Here is a 14,227-nt window from a genome sequence, read left to right as displayed (position 1 = left end):
TTGCCATCGAGATTCACCGAGTCTCCTGACCGTAGCGCGCCTTCCGGGCCGATCGACGACACCCTCCGAGCCTTGGAGCGCTGAGCAGCTCATGACCAGCAGCCCAACCCATTCCCCTCCTCCTCCGCCTGACAACGGCCCCCGCATGTCACGCGAGGACTTCGATTCCCTCTTCGACTCCGTTCGGACCTGGGGCACGTGGTCCCCCGCCGACCGCGGTGCGTGGAACCGGGTCACCCCCGCCCACGTCCAGCGAGCCACCGCCCTCGTCCGCAGCGGCGTCACCGTCCCCATGGCTCTGCCCTGGAACACGGTTCCCGGCCCCGACAACGGCAAGCCCGCTCTGCATTACATGTCCGATCTCGGCGACGTCGAGGCCCCGGAGCCGTCCTGCCACAAGGACTTCATCGCCGTCGACTACCACGGCAAGGGCGTCAGCCACCTCGACGCGCTCTCCCACATCGCGTACCGCGGTCAGCTCTACGACGGCCGCACCGCCCGTGAAGTGGTCGACGCCGCCGGCGCCCACTTCGGCGCCGTCAGCGAACTGGGCCCCCTCGTCACCAAGGGCGTTCTGATCGACATGCCCGCCGTCCTCGGCACCGACTGGCTCGAGCCGGGAACCGCCGTGCACGCCGAGGACGTGCTCGCCGCGGAGAAGGCGCTCGGTGTGACCATCGCCGAGGGCGACGCGGTGTTGCTGCGCTCCGGTCACTTCCGACGCCGTGCGGAACTCGGGGCCTGGAACCCCGACAACGCCAGTGCGGGCTTCCACGTGGACGCCGTACCCCTCCTCGCCGAGCGCGGAATCTCCCTGCTCGGCGGCGACGGCGACAGCGACGTACGCCCCTCCCCCGTCGACGGACTGCACTCCCCCGTGCACGCCCTCGCTCTCACCGCCATGGGCGTACCGCTGCTGGACAACCTCGACCTGGAGGCGCTGTCCGCCGCCTGCGCGACCGAAGGCCGTTATGAGTTCCTGCTGATCGTGGCACCACTGAACGTCCCCGGTGGCACGGGCTCGCCCGTCAACCCCGTCGCGGTGCTGTGATGACGAACTCCCAGCCGGCCGAGGGCCGGTTCACCGTCGGGGTCAGCCGTGACTTCCGCGACGCGGACGGACGCAACGTGTGGGGCGACATCCGGCTCAGCGAACTGGACGCCGCCGGGATCGCCTGGCACTACCTCCCGCGTGACACCGACGAACTCCTCGCCCCGGACATCGACGGCCTGGACGCCGTCCTGTTCGCCGGCCCCGCCGTCACCGCCCGCACGTTCGACGGCGTCACGCGGCCCCCGCTTCTCTTCGCCCGCTTCGGCGTCGGATACGACGCCGTCGACCTCGACGCCTGCACGCGCCACGGCGCCCTGGTCACCATCACCCCCGACGGCGCCAGACGCCCCGTCGCCACCGCCGCCCTCACCATGCTGCTGGCGGTCCTGCACAACGTCACCGCCAAGGACCGGCTGGTGCGTCAGGGACGCTGGTCCGAGCGGGAGCAGTGGATGGGGCTCGGGCTCACCGGCCGCCGGATCGGCCTGCTCGGCCTTGGCAACACCGCCCGTGACCTGGTCGGTCTGCTGCGGCCGTTCGACACCGAGGTCATCGCCTACGACCCCTACTGCCCGCCGGAAACGGCCCGCGAACTCGGCGTGCGTCTCGCCGACGCCGACACCGTGATGGCCGAGGCCGACGCGGTGATCGTGATGTGCGTGCTGACCGAGGAGACCCACCACCTCGTGGACGCCCGGCGACTGGCCCTGATGAAGCCCTCGGCCGTGCTCCTCAACGTCGCCCGCGGGCCGATCGTGGACGAGGCGGCACTGATCGACGCCCTGCGCACCGGCCGCATCCGCGGCGCCGGACTGGACGTGTTCGAGTCCGAGCCTCCCGGCGCCGACAACCCGCTGCTCTCCATGGACAACGTCGTCCTCAGTCCGCACAGCCTCGCGTGGACCGACGAGATGTCCGCCGGGAACGGCGGGAGCGCGGTCCGGGCCGTCCTGGAGGTGGCGACCGGCCGCCTGCCGCGCTTCGTCGTCAACCGGGACGTGTTCGGACACGCGTACCTCTCCGAACGGCTGGGCGCCCTCGCGGCGGATACGGGGCAGCCCGCACCGGCAGGGGTCCGTCCGTGAACTCCCCGCCTCAGCCTCCCGGCACGGTCGGCTTCGTCGGGCTCGGCGCGATGGGCCTTCCCATGGCGGCCAACCTCGCGAAGGCCGGCTTCGACGTCCTCGTATGGGCCCGAGGCCGCATCCCACTCGACGCCGCCGTCGCCGCCGGGTGCCGTGCCGCCGACCGGCCCGCCGACGTCGCCGCCGGCGCGCGCACTGTCATCACCATGCTCCCGGATCTGCCTCAGGTCCGGGACGTGTCAGCCGGCCCGGACGGACTGCTCGCAGGCCTGGACACCGCCGCGCCGGCCGAGGCCATGGACACCCTCGTCGTCATGGGTACCGTCTCCCCTGTCGCCGTACGTGCCCTGGCCCAGGAACTGCGTTCCTTCGGCGTCACCGTCGTCGACGCTCCTGTCAGCGGTGGCGTGACGGGCGCCCGGGACGCCACCTTGTCGATCATGGCGGGCGGAACGCCGTACGCCGTCGAAAGCGTCCGCCCGTACCTGACCGCCATGGGCTCGACCGTCCGCCGCATGGGCGACACCGGAGCCGGGTCGCTCGCCAAGGCCTGCAACCAACTCGTCGTGGCCGGCACCCTCGTGGCGCTCGCCGAGGCCGTCGTGCTCGGCGAGCACGGCGGCCTCGACCCGGCAGCCCTGCTGGAGGTGCTGGCCGGCGGACTCGCCTCCTCGGAGGTGCTCGCGCAAAAGCGCCGTCACCTCGCCGACAGCGACTTCACCCCCTCGGGCCCCGCGCGCTATCTCCACAAGGACCTCGGCTTCGTGCTGGACAGTGCCGCGGACGCGCACGTCGAGCTGCCGCTGTCCACCTCCGTCGCCCGCCTGTACGCGGCGATCGACGACCGAGGCCTCGGCGACCTGGACAACAGCGTCGTCCTCCGGCTGTTGCGTGAGGACAACAGTCCCTCACGCCCGCACCACACCTCGAAGGACTGAGCAATGCAGATAGGAATCGTCGGCCTCGGACGCATGGGCGGCAACATGGCGGCCCGCTGGCGCGACCGCGGCCACGAGGTGATCGGCTACAGCCGCACCTCGCCGGACCGTGACGTCAACTCCCTGGAGGAACTGGTCGGCAAGCTCGCCGCCCCCCGCGTGGTCTGGCTGATGCTCCCGGCCGGTGACCCCACGCGCGAGGCGCTCCGGCACCTTGCCGGCCTGCTGTCCGCGGGCGATGTGGTGGTCGAGGGCGGCAACTCGCGCTTCACCGACGACACCGAGCACGCGCGGATGCTCGCCGAACACGGCGTCGGATACGTCGACTGCGGCGTCAGCGGCGGCGTCTGGGGCCGGGAGAACGGCTACGGCGTGATGTGCGGCGGCGCCGACGAGCACGTCCGGCGCGTCTGGCCGCTGCTGGAGTCCCTCGCCCCGGCGCAGGACGGCATCTGCCACGCCGGCCCGGTGGGCGCAGGACACTACGCCAAGATGGTTCACAACGGCATCGAGTACGGCATGATGCAGGCCCTTGCCGAGGGCTACGAACTGCTGGAGGCCAGCGAGTACGTCCCCGACGTGCCCAAGGTGCTCGCCTCCTGGCGGCACGGCACCGTCGTCCGGTCCTGGCTGCTCGACCTCCTGGTCCGTGCCCTGGAACAGGACTCGGACCTGGCCGGTCTCTCCGGCCGGGTCGACGATTCCGGCGAGGGCCGCTGGACGGTCGAGGAGGCGGTACGCCTGTCGGTGTCCGCCCCCGCCATGACCGCCGCGCTCTTCGCCCGCTTCGCCTCCCGCAAGCCGGACGCCGCCCAGCTGAAGGCGCTCGCCGCGATGCGTCAGCAGTTCGGCGGACACGCCGTCCACGCGGCGTCCACCGTTTCCGCCGACTCGGCCTGACCCGAACCCGGATCACCGCCGGACCGGCGTTCTTCATGGACAGCTGCGACAGGGTGCGGGGGCCGCGGTCACCGCACCCGTCACGCGTCGAGCGGCGCGGGCTCCCCGGCCGCTCCCGGGCCGCGGTGCCAGGGCGTGTTTCGAGAGTGCCGTCTGCGGGGCGGTGTCCGGCACGCCCGCTCGCCGCGTCGTCGGGTCTGCCCTTCGGGCGGACGGCGCTGCTTTCGACAACCGCCCTAGGCGGAGAGGTCGCGCAGCAACTCGTAGCACCGCTCCAGCCGTGGCCTGGACCGCGCCATCCTCCGCACGGCGACCGGGTCGGGGCGGACGGTGCGGTGCGGACGGGCCCAGACCTCGGCGGGCAGGGCGGAGAGGTGAGGCACGGCGCCGAGTGCGCGCCAGCCAAGAAGTGCCGCGCCGAACCCGGAGCCGGCCGTGTCGTCGGTGATCTCCAACGGCATGTCGAGCGCCGCCGCGACGATCTCCGCCCACAGCGACGACCGCAGTGCCCCGCCGGTGGCCCGCACCGAGGCGATCGGTGCCCCGGCCGCGACCACCGAGTCCCGTACCAGCGCCAGTTGCTGTCCGACACCCTCGATCATCGCCCGGGTCATGTGCGCCCTGCCGTGGCCGCGCCGCAGTCCGACGAGGGCGCCGCGGGCGTCGGGATCCCACCAGGGGGCGCGTTCGCCGAGGAGGTGGGGCAACGCGGTCAGGCCCTCGGAACCAGGTTCGACCTCGGCGGCCTCCTTCAGCAGGTCGGCCACGTCGACGCCGCCGAAGGAATCGGCGGCCCACTGGGCGACGACTCCGGCGTTGCTGACCGCTCCGCCGAGCACCCACAGCCCGTCGGCGAGGTGATAGCAGAAGACGCGGCACCTGTCGTCCACGCCCGGCCGGTCGCGGACGACACGGAGTGCGCCGCTGGTGCCAAGAGACAGCGCGGCCGTGGCGGGGGCGGTGGCACCGACCGCGAGGTTGGCGAGCGGTCCGTCTCCGGCACCGGCGACCACCGGCAGCCCGGCGGGCAGGCCGAGTGCGGCGGCAGGGCCGGGCAGCAGCGGGAAGGCGGCGGTGGGCGACACGAGTTCGGGGAGCCGTTCGCCGACCACCCCGGCCGCCTCGAGCGCCGGCCGGTGCCAGTCGGCGGTGTGGATGTCCAGCAGCCCGGTCGCCGAGGCGCACGAGAGGTCGGTGACGAGTCGGCCGGTGAACCGGGACAGGACGTAGTCCTTCATGCCGCACCAGGCGGCCGTGCGCGCGAACAGCTCTGGCTCATGTTCGGCGAAGAAGGCGAGCTTGGCCATCGGCGCCATGGGGTGCACGGGGGTGCCCGTCGCACGGTGGAGTGCTGCCCCGCGCTCGGCACGCAGCCGCCGGGCGGTGTCGGCCGCACGGGTGTCGGCCCAGCTCAGGGCGGGGGTGAGCGGTTCGCCGGAGGAGTCGAGGGCGAGGAGGGTGTGGAGGGCGGCACTGAACGACAGTCCCCGCACGGTGAGTCCCCGTCGCGCGCACTGCTCCACGCTCTCGCGTACCGCGTCGGCGGCCCCGGCGAGCACGGTCGCGGGATCGTGGACGGCTTCGCCGTCCCGTCCGGTGCGCAAGGGGGCCGGGCGTTCGACGGTCGACACCGGGCGGTATGCGGCGTTCACCGCGACCACCTTGGTGGAGGTGGTGCCCAGGTCGATGCCGAGCACCACCTCGCCGACCTCGTTCATGGCGGTCTCCGTTTCGGCGGCTCAGTAGACGTGGGGACGTTAACAGCATGTGGATCTGTTTCCAAGATGCTGTACGCGAGGGTGTGGCTTTACCCAGATCACAGCGAGATGCATTGCCTTCTCGTGCCCTAGTGGCCAATATGTTGTTTTACGCACAGCATTTCGTTCAGGAGGTCTGGTGTCAGGAGATACAGAGGTCGGCGTGGCCGGGCTCGGAGTCATGGGCTCCGCCATCGCGCGACGGCTGCTCGACTGCGAGCGCGCGGTGCGCGTCTACGACATCAGGCCGGAGGCCGTCGCCGAGCTCGCCCGGGACGGGGCCGCCACGGCTCAGTCACCGGCCCGGCTTTCCCCCTCGGGAGTGGTGATCCTCTCCCTCAACACCGCACGGATCGTGGAACAGGCGGTCTTCGGACCGGGCGGGATCCTGGGTGAGGCTCCGGACGGTGTGCTGGTGATCGACATGTCGAGCATCGACCCCGGCCGCACGCGTGAGTTCGCCGAACGTGCCGCGAAACTGGGCGCCGGCTGGGTCGACGCCCCGCTGTCGGGCGGCGCACCGGCCGTCGAGCGCGGCGAGCTGACGCTGATGCTCGGCGGCGAAGCGGAGCACGTCGAACGCGCACTCCCCGTCCTGGGGTCGCTGGCCTCCCGGCTGACGCATCTCGGGCCCGCCGGTGCCGGTCAGCTGGTCAAGGCCGTCAACCAGGTGCTGGTCGGCTGCGGATTCGCCGCACTCGCCGAGGCAGCCGCCCTGGTGCGGGCGGCCGGCCTTCCGTCCCGGCAGGTGCTCACCGCGCTCACCGGGGGCAGAGCCGACTCGGCGCTCCTGCAGGAGTTCTTCGTAAAGTTCGCCGAGGCCGACCTCTCCCCCACCGGACGGATCAGCAACATGGTCAAGGATCTCGACGCCGCCCGCGACCACGCACGCTCCGCAGGCGTGCCCATGCCCATCACCACCGCCGTCGCCGAACTGCACCGCTGGCTCGCCGCCGCCGGCCACGGCGACGCCGACAACGCCGCGCTCATGCACTACTACGCTCCCCTGGAGGTACGGCCGTGAAGGCTCCCGCGCTGTTCGACCTCACCGGCCGCCGCGCCCTGGTGACCGGCTCCAGCAAAGGCATCGGAGCCGCCCTCGCCGCAGGACTGGCCGAGGCCGGCGCCGAACTCGTCCTGAACGGCCGCGACGCAGGGGCGCTGGAGCGCGCGCGGCAGGAACTGGCCGAGAAGACGGGGGCCAAGGTACACACGGCGGCCTTCGACGTCACCGACGAGACGGCCGTACGACGCGCGGTCCAGGAGATCGAGGACGACCTGGGCCCGCTGGACATCCTCGTCAACAACACCGGCGTGCAGCACCGCGAGCCGCTGCTGGAGGTCTCGGCGGCGAACTTCGAACGGCTGCTGCACACCAACCTCACGAGCGCCTTCCTGGTCGGCCGCACGGTGGCCGCCGCCATGGTCGAGCGCGGCCACGGAAAGATCGTCAACATCTGTTCCGTCCAGACGTGGCTCGCCCGGCCGGGCATCGCTGCTTACGCGGCCTCCAAGGGAGGCCTGGCGATGCTGACGCGCAGCATGTGCGCGGAGTGGGCCGGATCCGGACTGACCGTCAACGCACTCGCCCCCGGCTACGTGGTCACCGAGCTGACCCGGCCCCTGGTGGACGACCCGGCCTTCGACTCATGGATCCGAGGCCGTACCCCGGCCGGCCGCTGGGCCACGGTCGAGGATCTGGTCGGCACGCTGGTGTGGCTCGCGGCCCCTGCGTCGGACTTCGTCAACGGTCAGGTGATCGCCGTCGACGGCGGACTGACAGCGGTCGTCTGAACCCACTGCGATCCACGACCCACACTGCCGACCACCGCACGCAGACACGCAACCAACCGAAGCAGCCGAAGTGTTCGGCAGAGAGCGGGACGAGAACATGGACTCAGCGACGATGCGAGCCGTGGTGGCGCATGGCGCAGGAGACCTCCGCCTGGAGGAGCGCCCGGTGCCGGTGCCCGGCCCGGGCGAGGTGGCGGTCGACGTCCAGTACGGCGGCATCTGCGGCTCCGACCTGCACTACTGGCGCCACGGAGCCGTCGGGGAGTTCCGGCTCCGCGAACCGCTGGTGCTCGGCCACGAGATCGTGGGCCGGGTACGCGAGGCGGGTCCCGGCGTCCAGGCGCCGCCGCCGGGGACACCGGTGGCCGTACACCCGCTGGCATCCTGCGGACAGTGCCGGCAGTGCCACGCGGGTCGACGCAACACCTGCCTGGACACCGGCTATCTGGGCAGCGCCGCCAGGAACCCCCATGTACAGGGCGGCTTCGCCGACGTCCTCGTCGTCCCCGCGGGACGGGTGCTCGCGCTGCCGGAGGGCCTCGATCTGCGGCTGGCCGCGGTGGCCGAGCCCGCCGCGGTCGCGTGGCACGCCGTACGGCAGGCCGGCGACGTACGGGGGAAGCGGGTGCTGGTCACCGGCGCGGGCCCCATCGGCTGTCTGGTGGTCGCCTCGCTGCGGGCCGCGGGCGCGGCCGAGATCACCGTGACCGACATGCACGAAGCGCCGCTGGCCGTGGCCAAGCAGGTGGGGGCCACCTCGGCCGTACGAGTCGGCGCCGGAGCCGACCGCCTGGAGGAACTCGCCGCGGACATCGCCATCGAGTCCTCGGGCAGTCCCGCGGGCCTGCGCACCTGCGTGTACGGGGTCGACCGGGGAGGCCTCGTGGTGGGCCTCGGCCTGCTGCCGCCCGGGGACACTCCGGTGGCGGCCAACGCCCTGATCACCCGGGAGCTGCGCCTCGTCGGCTCCTTCCGTTTCGACAACGAGCTCACCGAAGTCCTGCACGCGCTGTCCGACGGCCGCCTGCCCGTCGAGCCGGTGGTCACCTCCGTGGTCCCGGTGGCCCAGACCCAGGAGGCGTTCGAGCTCGCGGCCGACCCCGCCCGCTCGTGCAAGGTGCTGCTCGACTTCGGCGAGCAGACATCGGCCTGACGCCGTATCGCCCTCTCCCCCGCGCTCCTGAGCCCGCCACCCGGAACGGAGTTCACCATGTCCGGCACACCCTCCCGCCGCCCCCGCGTAGCGGTCAGCCGCAGCGGCCTTCCAGGAGAGGGCGTCGAGCGCCTCACCGCCCGCTGTGACGTCACCGCCTGGGCGGGAACCGCACCGCCGACGCCCGCCGAGCTGGCCGGGCTGGTCCGGGGCTGCGAGGGCCTGCTCGTGCTCGGCTCCGACCACGTCGACGCAGCGCTGCTCGACGCGGCAGGGCCCGGCCTGCGGGTCGTCGCTCTCGCGTCAATGGGCTACGACGGCGTCGACGTCGCAGCTGCCGTGGCACGAGGCGTCGTCGTCACCCACACCCCTGAGGTACTCGCCGACACCACCGCCGACGTCGCGATGGCACTCATCCTCATGGCCCGACGTCGCCTGCCCGCCGCCACTGACGCGCTGCGCCGCGGTGCATGGGGCGCCTTCCGCATGGACGCGTTCCTCGGGCTCGACGTGCACGGGGCCACCCTCGGACTGATCGGATACGGTCAGATCGCCCGTGCCGTCGCCCGCAGGGCCGCCGGCTTCGGCATGCGCGTGCAGCACCACCACCCGCGGCGCAAGGAGGACGACGAACTGTCCCGCTGGGTACCGTTCGGCGAACTGCTGCGGACCAGCGACGTGGTGTCCGTACACACTCCGCTGACGGAAGAGACCAAGGGCATGATCGGCACCGCCGAACTCGCCCTGATGAGGCCGACCGCGACCCTCGTCAATACCGGACGCGGTGGGGTGGTGGACGAAGAGGCCCTGCTGGTGGCTCTGCGCCGAGGACAGCTGCACTCGGCGGGACTGGACGTGATGACGGGCGAGCCGCGGACAGACCCTTCTGACCCGCTGTTCCATGAGCCGCATCTGGTGGTGCTGCCACACGTCGGGTCGGCGACCGAGACGACCCGCGCCGCCATGGTGGACCTGGCTGCCCGCAATGTCATGGCAGTCCTGCACGGGCACTCGGCCCCCAACCCGGTCCCGGGCACCCCGGACCTGCCCGGCAGGCGCGTCACCGCGGTGGACCTCACGGACTCGTGACGCCGACTTCATGTCGGCCGACCGGTCCCAGCAATCGGATTGACCTATCCATTTTTGGTGCTAGCCTGGCTTCAGCGAGCCGGATAGGCCTATCCGGTTCCAAATCGGATAGGCCTATCCGATTCTTGCCGCTTCCCTACCGCGCCTTTCGAAAGGATCGCTGTGACCAGCATCGCCATCATCGGAGCCGGCCCCCAGATGGGCATGGCCATCGCCCGCACCTTCGGCTCCCAAGGGTTCGACGTCGCCCTCATCTCCCGCAACCGCGCCAAGCTCGACGGCCTCGTCGCCACGCTCACCGCCGAGGGCATCACCGCCGCCGCGTTCCCCGCGGACGTACTCGACCATGGCGCGCTCGCCCAGGCGCTCAAGGACGCCGCCGCCAGGTTCGGCGGCATCGACGTCCTGGAGTACTCCCCGCTCGCCATGGAATCCACCGTGCTGGCCACTCCTGCCGAGAGCGACCCCTCCCACATCCAGCGTGAGATCGAGGTGCAGCTGTACGGGGCCATGGCCGCCACCAAGGCGGTGCTGCCCGCGATGCGCGAGGCCGGCACGGGCACCCTGCTCTACACCACCGGCGCCGGCTCCCTCGACCCGCTACCGATGGTCGGCAACGTCAACGCCGCCGCGGCGGCGCTGCGCAACTGGGTGGTCAACCTGCACAAGGAGCTGGACGGCACCGGCATCCAGGCCGCCCACGTCGCCATCGACGTGGCGCTCGGCGGCAGCTCGATCGACCCGAAGCTGAAGGCGGCCGCGCCCGAGGCCGTCTCCTCCGTCTACTGGGAGCTGCACACCGCCAAGCGCGACCAGGCCGAGATCGTCTACAGGGGCTGAGGCCGCGTCGGCCAGGGAGAAGGCATCCGCTCCCTCCTCAAAGCGACGGTGATCTGGGCCGATCTCACAACTCGGCGCTCTTCCGGCTACGGCGTTCGGCGCCCAGGCGCGCGTAGTGCTCGATCAGGCCGGGGGCGTCCACGACCGCCGGGTTGACGACCTGCTCGGCCGGGGCGCCCTGGAGCAGGCGCTTGACCGGGACTTCGAGCTTCTTGCCGGTGCGGGTGTGCGGTACTCCCGGCACTTCGAGGATCTCGTCGGGCACGTGACGCGGTGAGGTGCCGGTGCGGATGGCGTCGCGGATCTTGTCGCGGAGGGCGTCATCAAGGGTCGCTCCGGCCGCGAGGACCACAAACAGCGGCATCCAGTAGCCGCCGTCGGGTTGCTCCGCGCCGATGACCAGCGCCTCGGTGATCTCGGGGAGGCGTTCGACGACGTCGTGGATGTCGGCGCTGCCCAACCGGACGCCGTTGCGGTTCAGCGTGCTGTCGGAGCGGCCGTGGACGATCACCGAGCCGTGGTCCGTGACGGTGATCCAGTCGCCGTGCCGCCACACGCCGGGGTAGGAGGAGAAGTAGGCGTCGCGGTAGCGGGTGCCTTCCGGGTCGTTCCAGAAGTACAGCGGCATCGACGGCATCGGGCGGGTGACGACCAGCTCGCCGACCTGGTCCACCACCGGCAAGCCCTCGGCGTCGTACGCGGCCAAGGCCACGCCGAGGTGGGGTGCGGACAACTCCCCCGCCCAGACCGGGGTGTTGGGGGCGCTGCCCGCGAAGCCGGACACCACGTCCGTCCCTCCGCTGATCGACGCGAGCAGCACGCGGTCGCCGACGTGGTCGCGGACCCAGGGATAGGCGGAGGCGGGCAGGGCGGAGCCGGTGCAGCCGACCACGCGGATCGAGGACAGGTCGTACACCGAGGGGTCGATGCCGAACTTGGCCATGCCCAGCAGGTACTGGGGGCTGGTGCCGAAGACGGTCACCCGGTGGCGCTCGGCCAGCCTCCACAGGGTGTCGGGTTGGGCGAGGGGTGCGGGACTGCCGTCGTACGTGCAGGTCGTGGCACCCGTCAGGAGGGTGGAGGCGACGAGGTTCCACATCATCCAGTGGGTGGTGGTGTACCACAGCAGGCGGTCGCCGGGGCCCAGGTCGGAGTGCAGACCGAGGGTCTTGAGGTGCTCCAGCAGGACGCCGCCGTGGCCGTGCACGATGCCCTTCGGCAGGCCGGTCGTGCCGGAGGAGAACACCACCCACAGGGGGTGATCGAACGGCACCGGTGTACAGGCCAGTTCCTCGGTGCGGGTGGCCGCGTCCTCCCACGGCACCACCAACGACAGGTGCGCCCGTGACGGCCAGGGCAGGCCCACATGGTTCACCAGCAGGGTTGCCTTCAAGGTCGGCAGCGCGCCGGCGAGTTCGAGGGTGGCGTCGCGGCGATCGTGGCCGGTGCCGTTGAAGAGATAGCCGTCGGCTGCGATCAGGACGGTGGGTTCGAGCTGGGCGAAGCGGTCCGCGGCCGCCTTGGGGGCGTAGTCCTGCCCGCACCCGGACCACACCGCGCCCAGGCTCGCGGCGGCGAGGAAGGCCACGATCGCGTGCGGGGTGTTGGGCAGGTAGCCCACGACCCGGTCGCCCTCGCCGACGCCCAGCTCGCGCAGGGTGGCGGCGACGGAAGCGACCTGGTCGCGCAGGTGGCGCCCGGTCACCTCGTAGCAGGAGCCGGTCTCGTCGAGGGCGATGATCGCCACGGCGTCGTCGGCGAGGTTCCGCAGGGCGTGGTGGGCGTAGTTGAGGGTGGCGCCGGGGAACCAGCGGGCGCCCGGCATGGTCTCCTCGGCCAGCACGCGCTCGTACTGCGTGTCCGCGTCGATGTCGAAGTACTCCCACACTGCGCCCCAGAAGCCCTCCAGATCGGTGACCGACCAGTGGTGCAGGGCCACGTAGTCGCGGCCGGCCATCCCGGCGTGGCGGGCGAAGTCCGTGATGTTGCTGTCCGCGATGGCCTGCGGATCGGGCGTCATGAAGGGCAGGGTCATCGTGTGGCGCTCCTCAGAAGGTGGTCGTCGGCGGTCCGTCGGGGTGGGAGAAGGCTGCGCGTCGTGTGCAGGAGGACCGCCCAGGCGGCGGTGTCGGTGAAGTCGCGCCCGCCGGCGGGGACGACGTCCATGACGACGCGATCGGGGCGCAGCACTACGGCGTCCGCCCGGCCGGAGTGCAGCCAGGCGGCGAGCGTGCCGTCGTCGCCCAGGTCGGTCACGGAGATCGCCCGGCCGCCGAGCGCGTGGGCGACGGTGTCGAGCGAGGACCAGGGTTCGGCGGCGGTCAGCACGGCGAAGGAATCGCCGAGCACCTCGTCGAGGCGGGTTCGCCGTCCGTCGGCGGTGATCCACGGTTGTGGGCAGTGGGTGCCCACCAGACCTCGGCGGATGCCGCGTCGGACGAGGGGCCCGGCGGTCAGGGACGGGCTGAGGTCGCGGCCGGCCGCCGCGGTCAGTGCGGGTATGCGGCAGGCCGCGGCCAGAAGTCTGCGGCGCAGCACGGCGGCACCGTCCTGTCCGCCGGTCATGGCCCAGCCCATGGCGACCGCGAGCCGGATCATATGCCGGGCGTGCGGCTTGCGTTCGCTCTCGTAGGTGTCCAGCAGCCGCTCGTCGCCGCCCTGTCCGAGGACGCGGGCGAGCTTCCAGGTGAGGTTGTAGGCGTCCTTCAGGCCCGCGCACAGTCCCTGTCCGATGAACGGCGGGGTGAGGTGGGCGGCGTCGCCGAGGAGGAAGACCCGGCCCCGGAGCCACCGGTCGGCGATCCGTGCCCGGAAGGTGTACTGCGTCTCGCGGACGACCTCGAAGTCCCCGTCGTAGGACGGTGGCAGCCATGGGGCGACCAGCTCGCGCACCGGCATCTCACCGTCCGGCAGCCGGAACTCCCAGCGGTAGCGGTCCTCGCCGACGCGCATGAAGGTCGCCGGGCGGAGCGGGTCGCAGACCTGGTCGACGCCCTCCCAGCAGCGGACGTCGGCTTTCGTCCGGACGTCGACGACCGTCCAGCGTTCCTCGAAGCGCAGGTCCTCCCATACGGCGCCGATGGCGTCGCGGGTGAGGCCGTTGGCGCCGTCGCAGCCGAGGACCGCCTCGGCCCACAGCCGGTGTTCGCCGTCGTCGTCGCGGTAGGTCACGCGCACGGGGCCGGCGGTGTCCGGGCCGATGCCGGTGACTTCCGCGCCGCTGCGCAGTTCGCACTCCGGGCGCCGGGCCAGGGCGTCACGCAGCAGTCGTTCCAGCTCCGGCTGGTCGAACATGCTGGTCTGGGGGTAGCCGTGGTAGCCGTCCTCAGAGCGCGGGAACTCGGCCATCACCCGGTGTCGGGCGTCCAGCAGCCGCAGCCCCTTCACCGGGCGGGCGATCGTGGCGAACTCCTCCCCCACACCCGCGGCCTGGAGGATCCTGCGCACCTCGTCGTCGGTGGCGACGGCGCGGGGCAGCGGGTAGACGTCCTGGTGCCGTTCGAGGACGACGCTGCGGACGCCGCGCCGGGCGAGGAGGAGGGCGGCGGTCACGCCCACCGGTCCGGCGCCGATGATCACCACGGGTACGTGCGCCCCGTTGCCTTCGAGGGTCATGT

12 protein-coding genes are annotated in these 14,227 nt (G+C 72.0%); 9 read left to right on the top strand and 3 right to left on the bottom strand.

Features of this window, described 5'->3' with window-relative positions; translation table 11 throughout:
* Positions 1–91: 91 nt before the first annotated feature.
* Genes RNB18_RS02440 through gnd form a run of 4 tightly spaced genes read left to right on the top strand, consistent with a single transcriptional unit; the run spans position 92 to position 3,977 of the window.
* Positions 92–1,051 carry a cyclase family protein gene (locus tag RNB18_RS02440; protein WP_311712450.1) on the top strand — a complete coding sequence of 320 codons (960 nt, stop codon included), beginning with the start codon at positions 92–94 and terminating at the stop codon, positions 1,049–1,051.
* Positions 1,051–2,139: an NAD(P)-dependent oxidoreductase gene (locus RNB18_RS02435; RefSeq protein ID WP_311712449.1), complete on the top strand. Its 1,089-nt coding sequence runs from the start codon at positions 1,051–1,053 to the stop codon at positions 2,137–2,139. The genes RNB18_RS02440 and RNB18_RS02435 overlap by 1 nt, the downstream gene beginning before the upstream one ends.
* Entirely contained in the window at positions 2,136–3,077 is a 942-nt protein-coding gene (locus tag RNB18_RS02430; protein WP_311712448.1) for an NAD(P)-dependent oxidoreductase, read from the top strand. The genes RNB18_RS02435 and RNB18_RS02430 overlap by 4 nt, the downstream gene beginning before the upstream one ends.
* A gap of 3 nt (positions 3,078–3,080) precedes the next feature.
* Positions 3,081–3,977 carry a phosphogluconate dehydrogenase (NAD(+)-dependent, decarboxylating) gene (gene gnd, locus RNB18_RS02425; RefSeq protein ID WP_311712447.1) on the top strand — a complete coding sequence of 299 codons (897 nt, stop codon included), beginning with the start codon at positions 3,081–3,083 and terminating at the stop codon, positions 3,975–3,977.
* Between the two features lie 236 nt (positions 3,978–4,213).
* Here the strand turns inward: gnd and RNB18_RS02420 are convergent, their stop codons facing one another.
* The gene (locus RNB18_RS02420) at positions 4,214–5,695 is read right to left on the bottom strand and encodes a gluconokinase (protein WP_311712446.1); all 1,482 of its coding nucleotides are present in this window, start codon (positions 5,693–5,695) and stop codon (positions 4,214–4,216) included.
* 178 nt (positions 5,696–5,873) lie between these two features.
* On the opposite strand from RNB18_RS02420, the gene RNB18_RS02415 reads away from it, so the two are divergent.
* The 5 genes from RNB18_RS02415 (at position 5,874) to RNB18_RS02395 (ending at position 10,610) form a co-directional block, all read left to right on the top strand.
* Positions 5,874–6,758, top strand: coding sequence for an NAD(P)-dependent oxidoreductase (locus RNB18_RS02415; RefSeq protein ID WP_311712445.1), 885 nt, complete (start codon positions 5,874–5,876; stop codon positions 6,756–6,758).
* The gene (locus RNB18_RS02410; RefSeq protein ID WP_311712444.1) at positions 6,755–7,528 is read left to right on the top strand and encodes an SDR family oxidoreductase; all 774 of its coding nucleotides are present in this window, start codon (positions 6,755–6,757) and stop codon (positions 7,526–7,528) included. The genes RNB18_RS02415 and RNB18_RS02410 overlap by 4 nt, the downstream gene beginning before the upstream one ends.
* A gap of 97 nt (positions 7,529–7,625) precedes the next feature.
* Positions 7,626–8,681, top strand: coding sequence for an L-idonate 5-dehydrogenase (locus tag RNB18_RS02405; protein ID WP_311712443.1), 1,056 nt, complete (start codon positions 7,626–7,628; stop codon positions 8,679–8,681).
* A gap of 57 nt (positions 8,682–8,738) precedes the next feature.
* Positions 8,739–9,770 carry a 2-hydroxyacid dehydrogenase gene (locus tag RNB18_RS02400; RefSeq protein WP_311712442.1) on the top strand — a complete coding sequence of 344 codons (1,032 nt, stop codon included), beginning with the start codon at positions 8,739–8,741 and terminating at the stop codon, positions 9,768–9,770.
* 162 nt (positions 9,771–9,932) lie between these two features.
* A complete protein-coding gene (locus tag RNB18_RS02395; RefSeq protein WP_311712441.1) occupies positions 9,933–10,610 on the top strand; it encodes an SDR family NAD(P)-dependent oxidoreductase in 678 nt (225 codons plus the stop codon).
* A gap of 64 nt (positions 10,611–10,674) precedes the next feature.
* Here the strand turns inward: RNB18_RS02395 and RNB18_RS02390 are convergent, their stop codons facing one another.
* Together RNB18_RS02390 and mhpA are read right to left on the bottom strand one after the other, a co-directional pair.
* Entirely contained in the window at positions 10,675–12,645 is a 1,971-nt protein-coding gene (locus RNB18_RS02390) for an acetoacetate--CoA ligase (RefSeq protein ID WP_311712440.1), read from the bottom strand.
* Positions 12,642–14,225 (bottom strand): bifunctional 3-(3-hydroxy-phenyl)propionate/3-hydroxycinnamic acid hydroxylase MhpA, encoded by a 1,584-nt coding sequence (gene mhpA / locus RNB18_RS02385; RefSeq protein WP_311712439.1) that lies wholly within the window; start codon positions 14,223–14,225, stop codon positions 12,642–12,644. The genes RNB18_RS02390 and mhpA overlap by 4 nt, the downstream gene beginning before the upstream one ends.
* Between the last annotated feature and the right edge of the window lie 2 nt (positions 14,226–14,227).

The organism is Streptomyces doebereineriae (assembly GCF_031845645.1).
GTDB classification, from domain to species: Bacteria; Actinomycetota; Actinomycetes; order Streptomycetales; family Streptomycetaceae; genus Streptomyces; species Streptomyces canus.
Note: the sequence above shows the minus strand (reverse complement) of the source record. Positions and strands in the feature narration are given on the sequence as shown.

Excerpts from the sequence above, each read along its gene's own strand:
- gnd (WP_311712447.1), top strand. The coding sequence starts at position 3,081 with ATGCAGATAGGAATCGTCGGCCTCGGACGCATGGGCGGCAACATGGCG.
- RNB18_RS02390 (WP_311712440.1), bottom strand. The coding sequence starts at position 12,645 with ATGACCCTGCCCTTCATGACGCCCGATCCGCAGGCCATCGCGGACAGC.
- RNB18_RS02440 (WP_311712450.1), top strand. The coding sequence starts at position 92 with ATGACCAGCAGCCCAACCCATTCCCCTCCTCCTCCGCCTGACAACGGC.
- RNB18_RS02420 (WP_311712446.1), bottom strand. The coding sequence starts at position 5,695 with ATGAACGAGGTCGGCGAGGTGGTGCTCGGCATCGACCTGGGCACCACC.
- mhpA (WP_311712439.1), bottom strand. The coding sequence starts at position 14,225 with ATGACCCTCGAAGGCAACGGGGCGCACGTACCCGTGGTGATCATCGGC.
- RNB18_RS02435 (WP_311712449.1), top strand. The coding sequence starts at position 1,051 with ATGACGAACTCCCAGCCGGCCGAGGGCCGGTTCACCGTCGGGGTCAGC.
- RNB18_RS02400 (WP_311712442.1), top strand. The coding sequence starts at position 8,739 with ATGTCCGGCACACCCTCCCGCCGCCCCCGCGTAGCGGTCAGCCGCAGC.
- RNB18_RS02405 (WP_311712443.1), top strand. The coding sequence starts at position 7,626 with ATGGACTCAGCGACGATGCGAGCCGTGGTGGCGCATGGCGCAGGAGAC.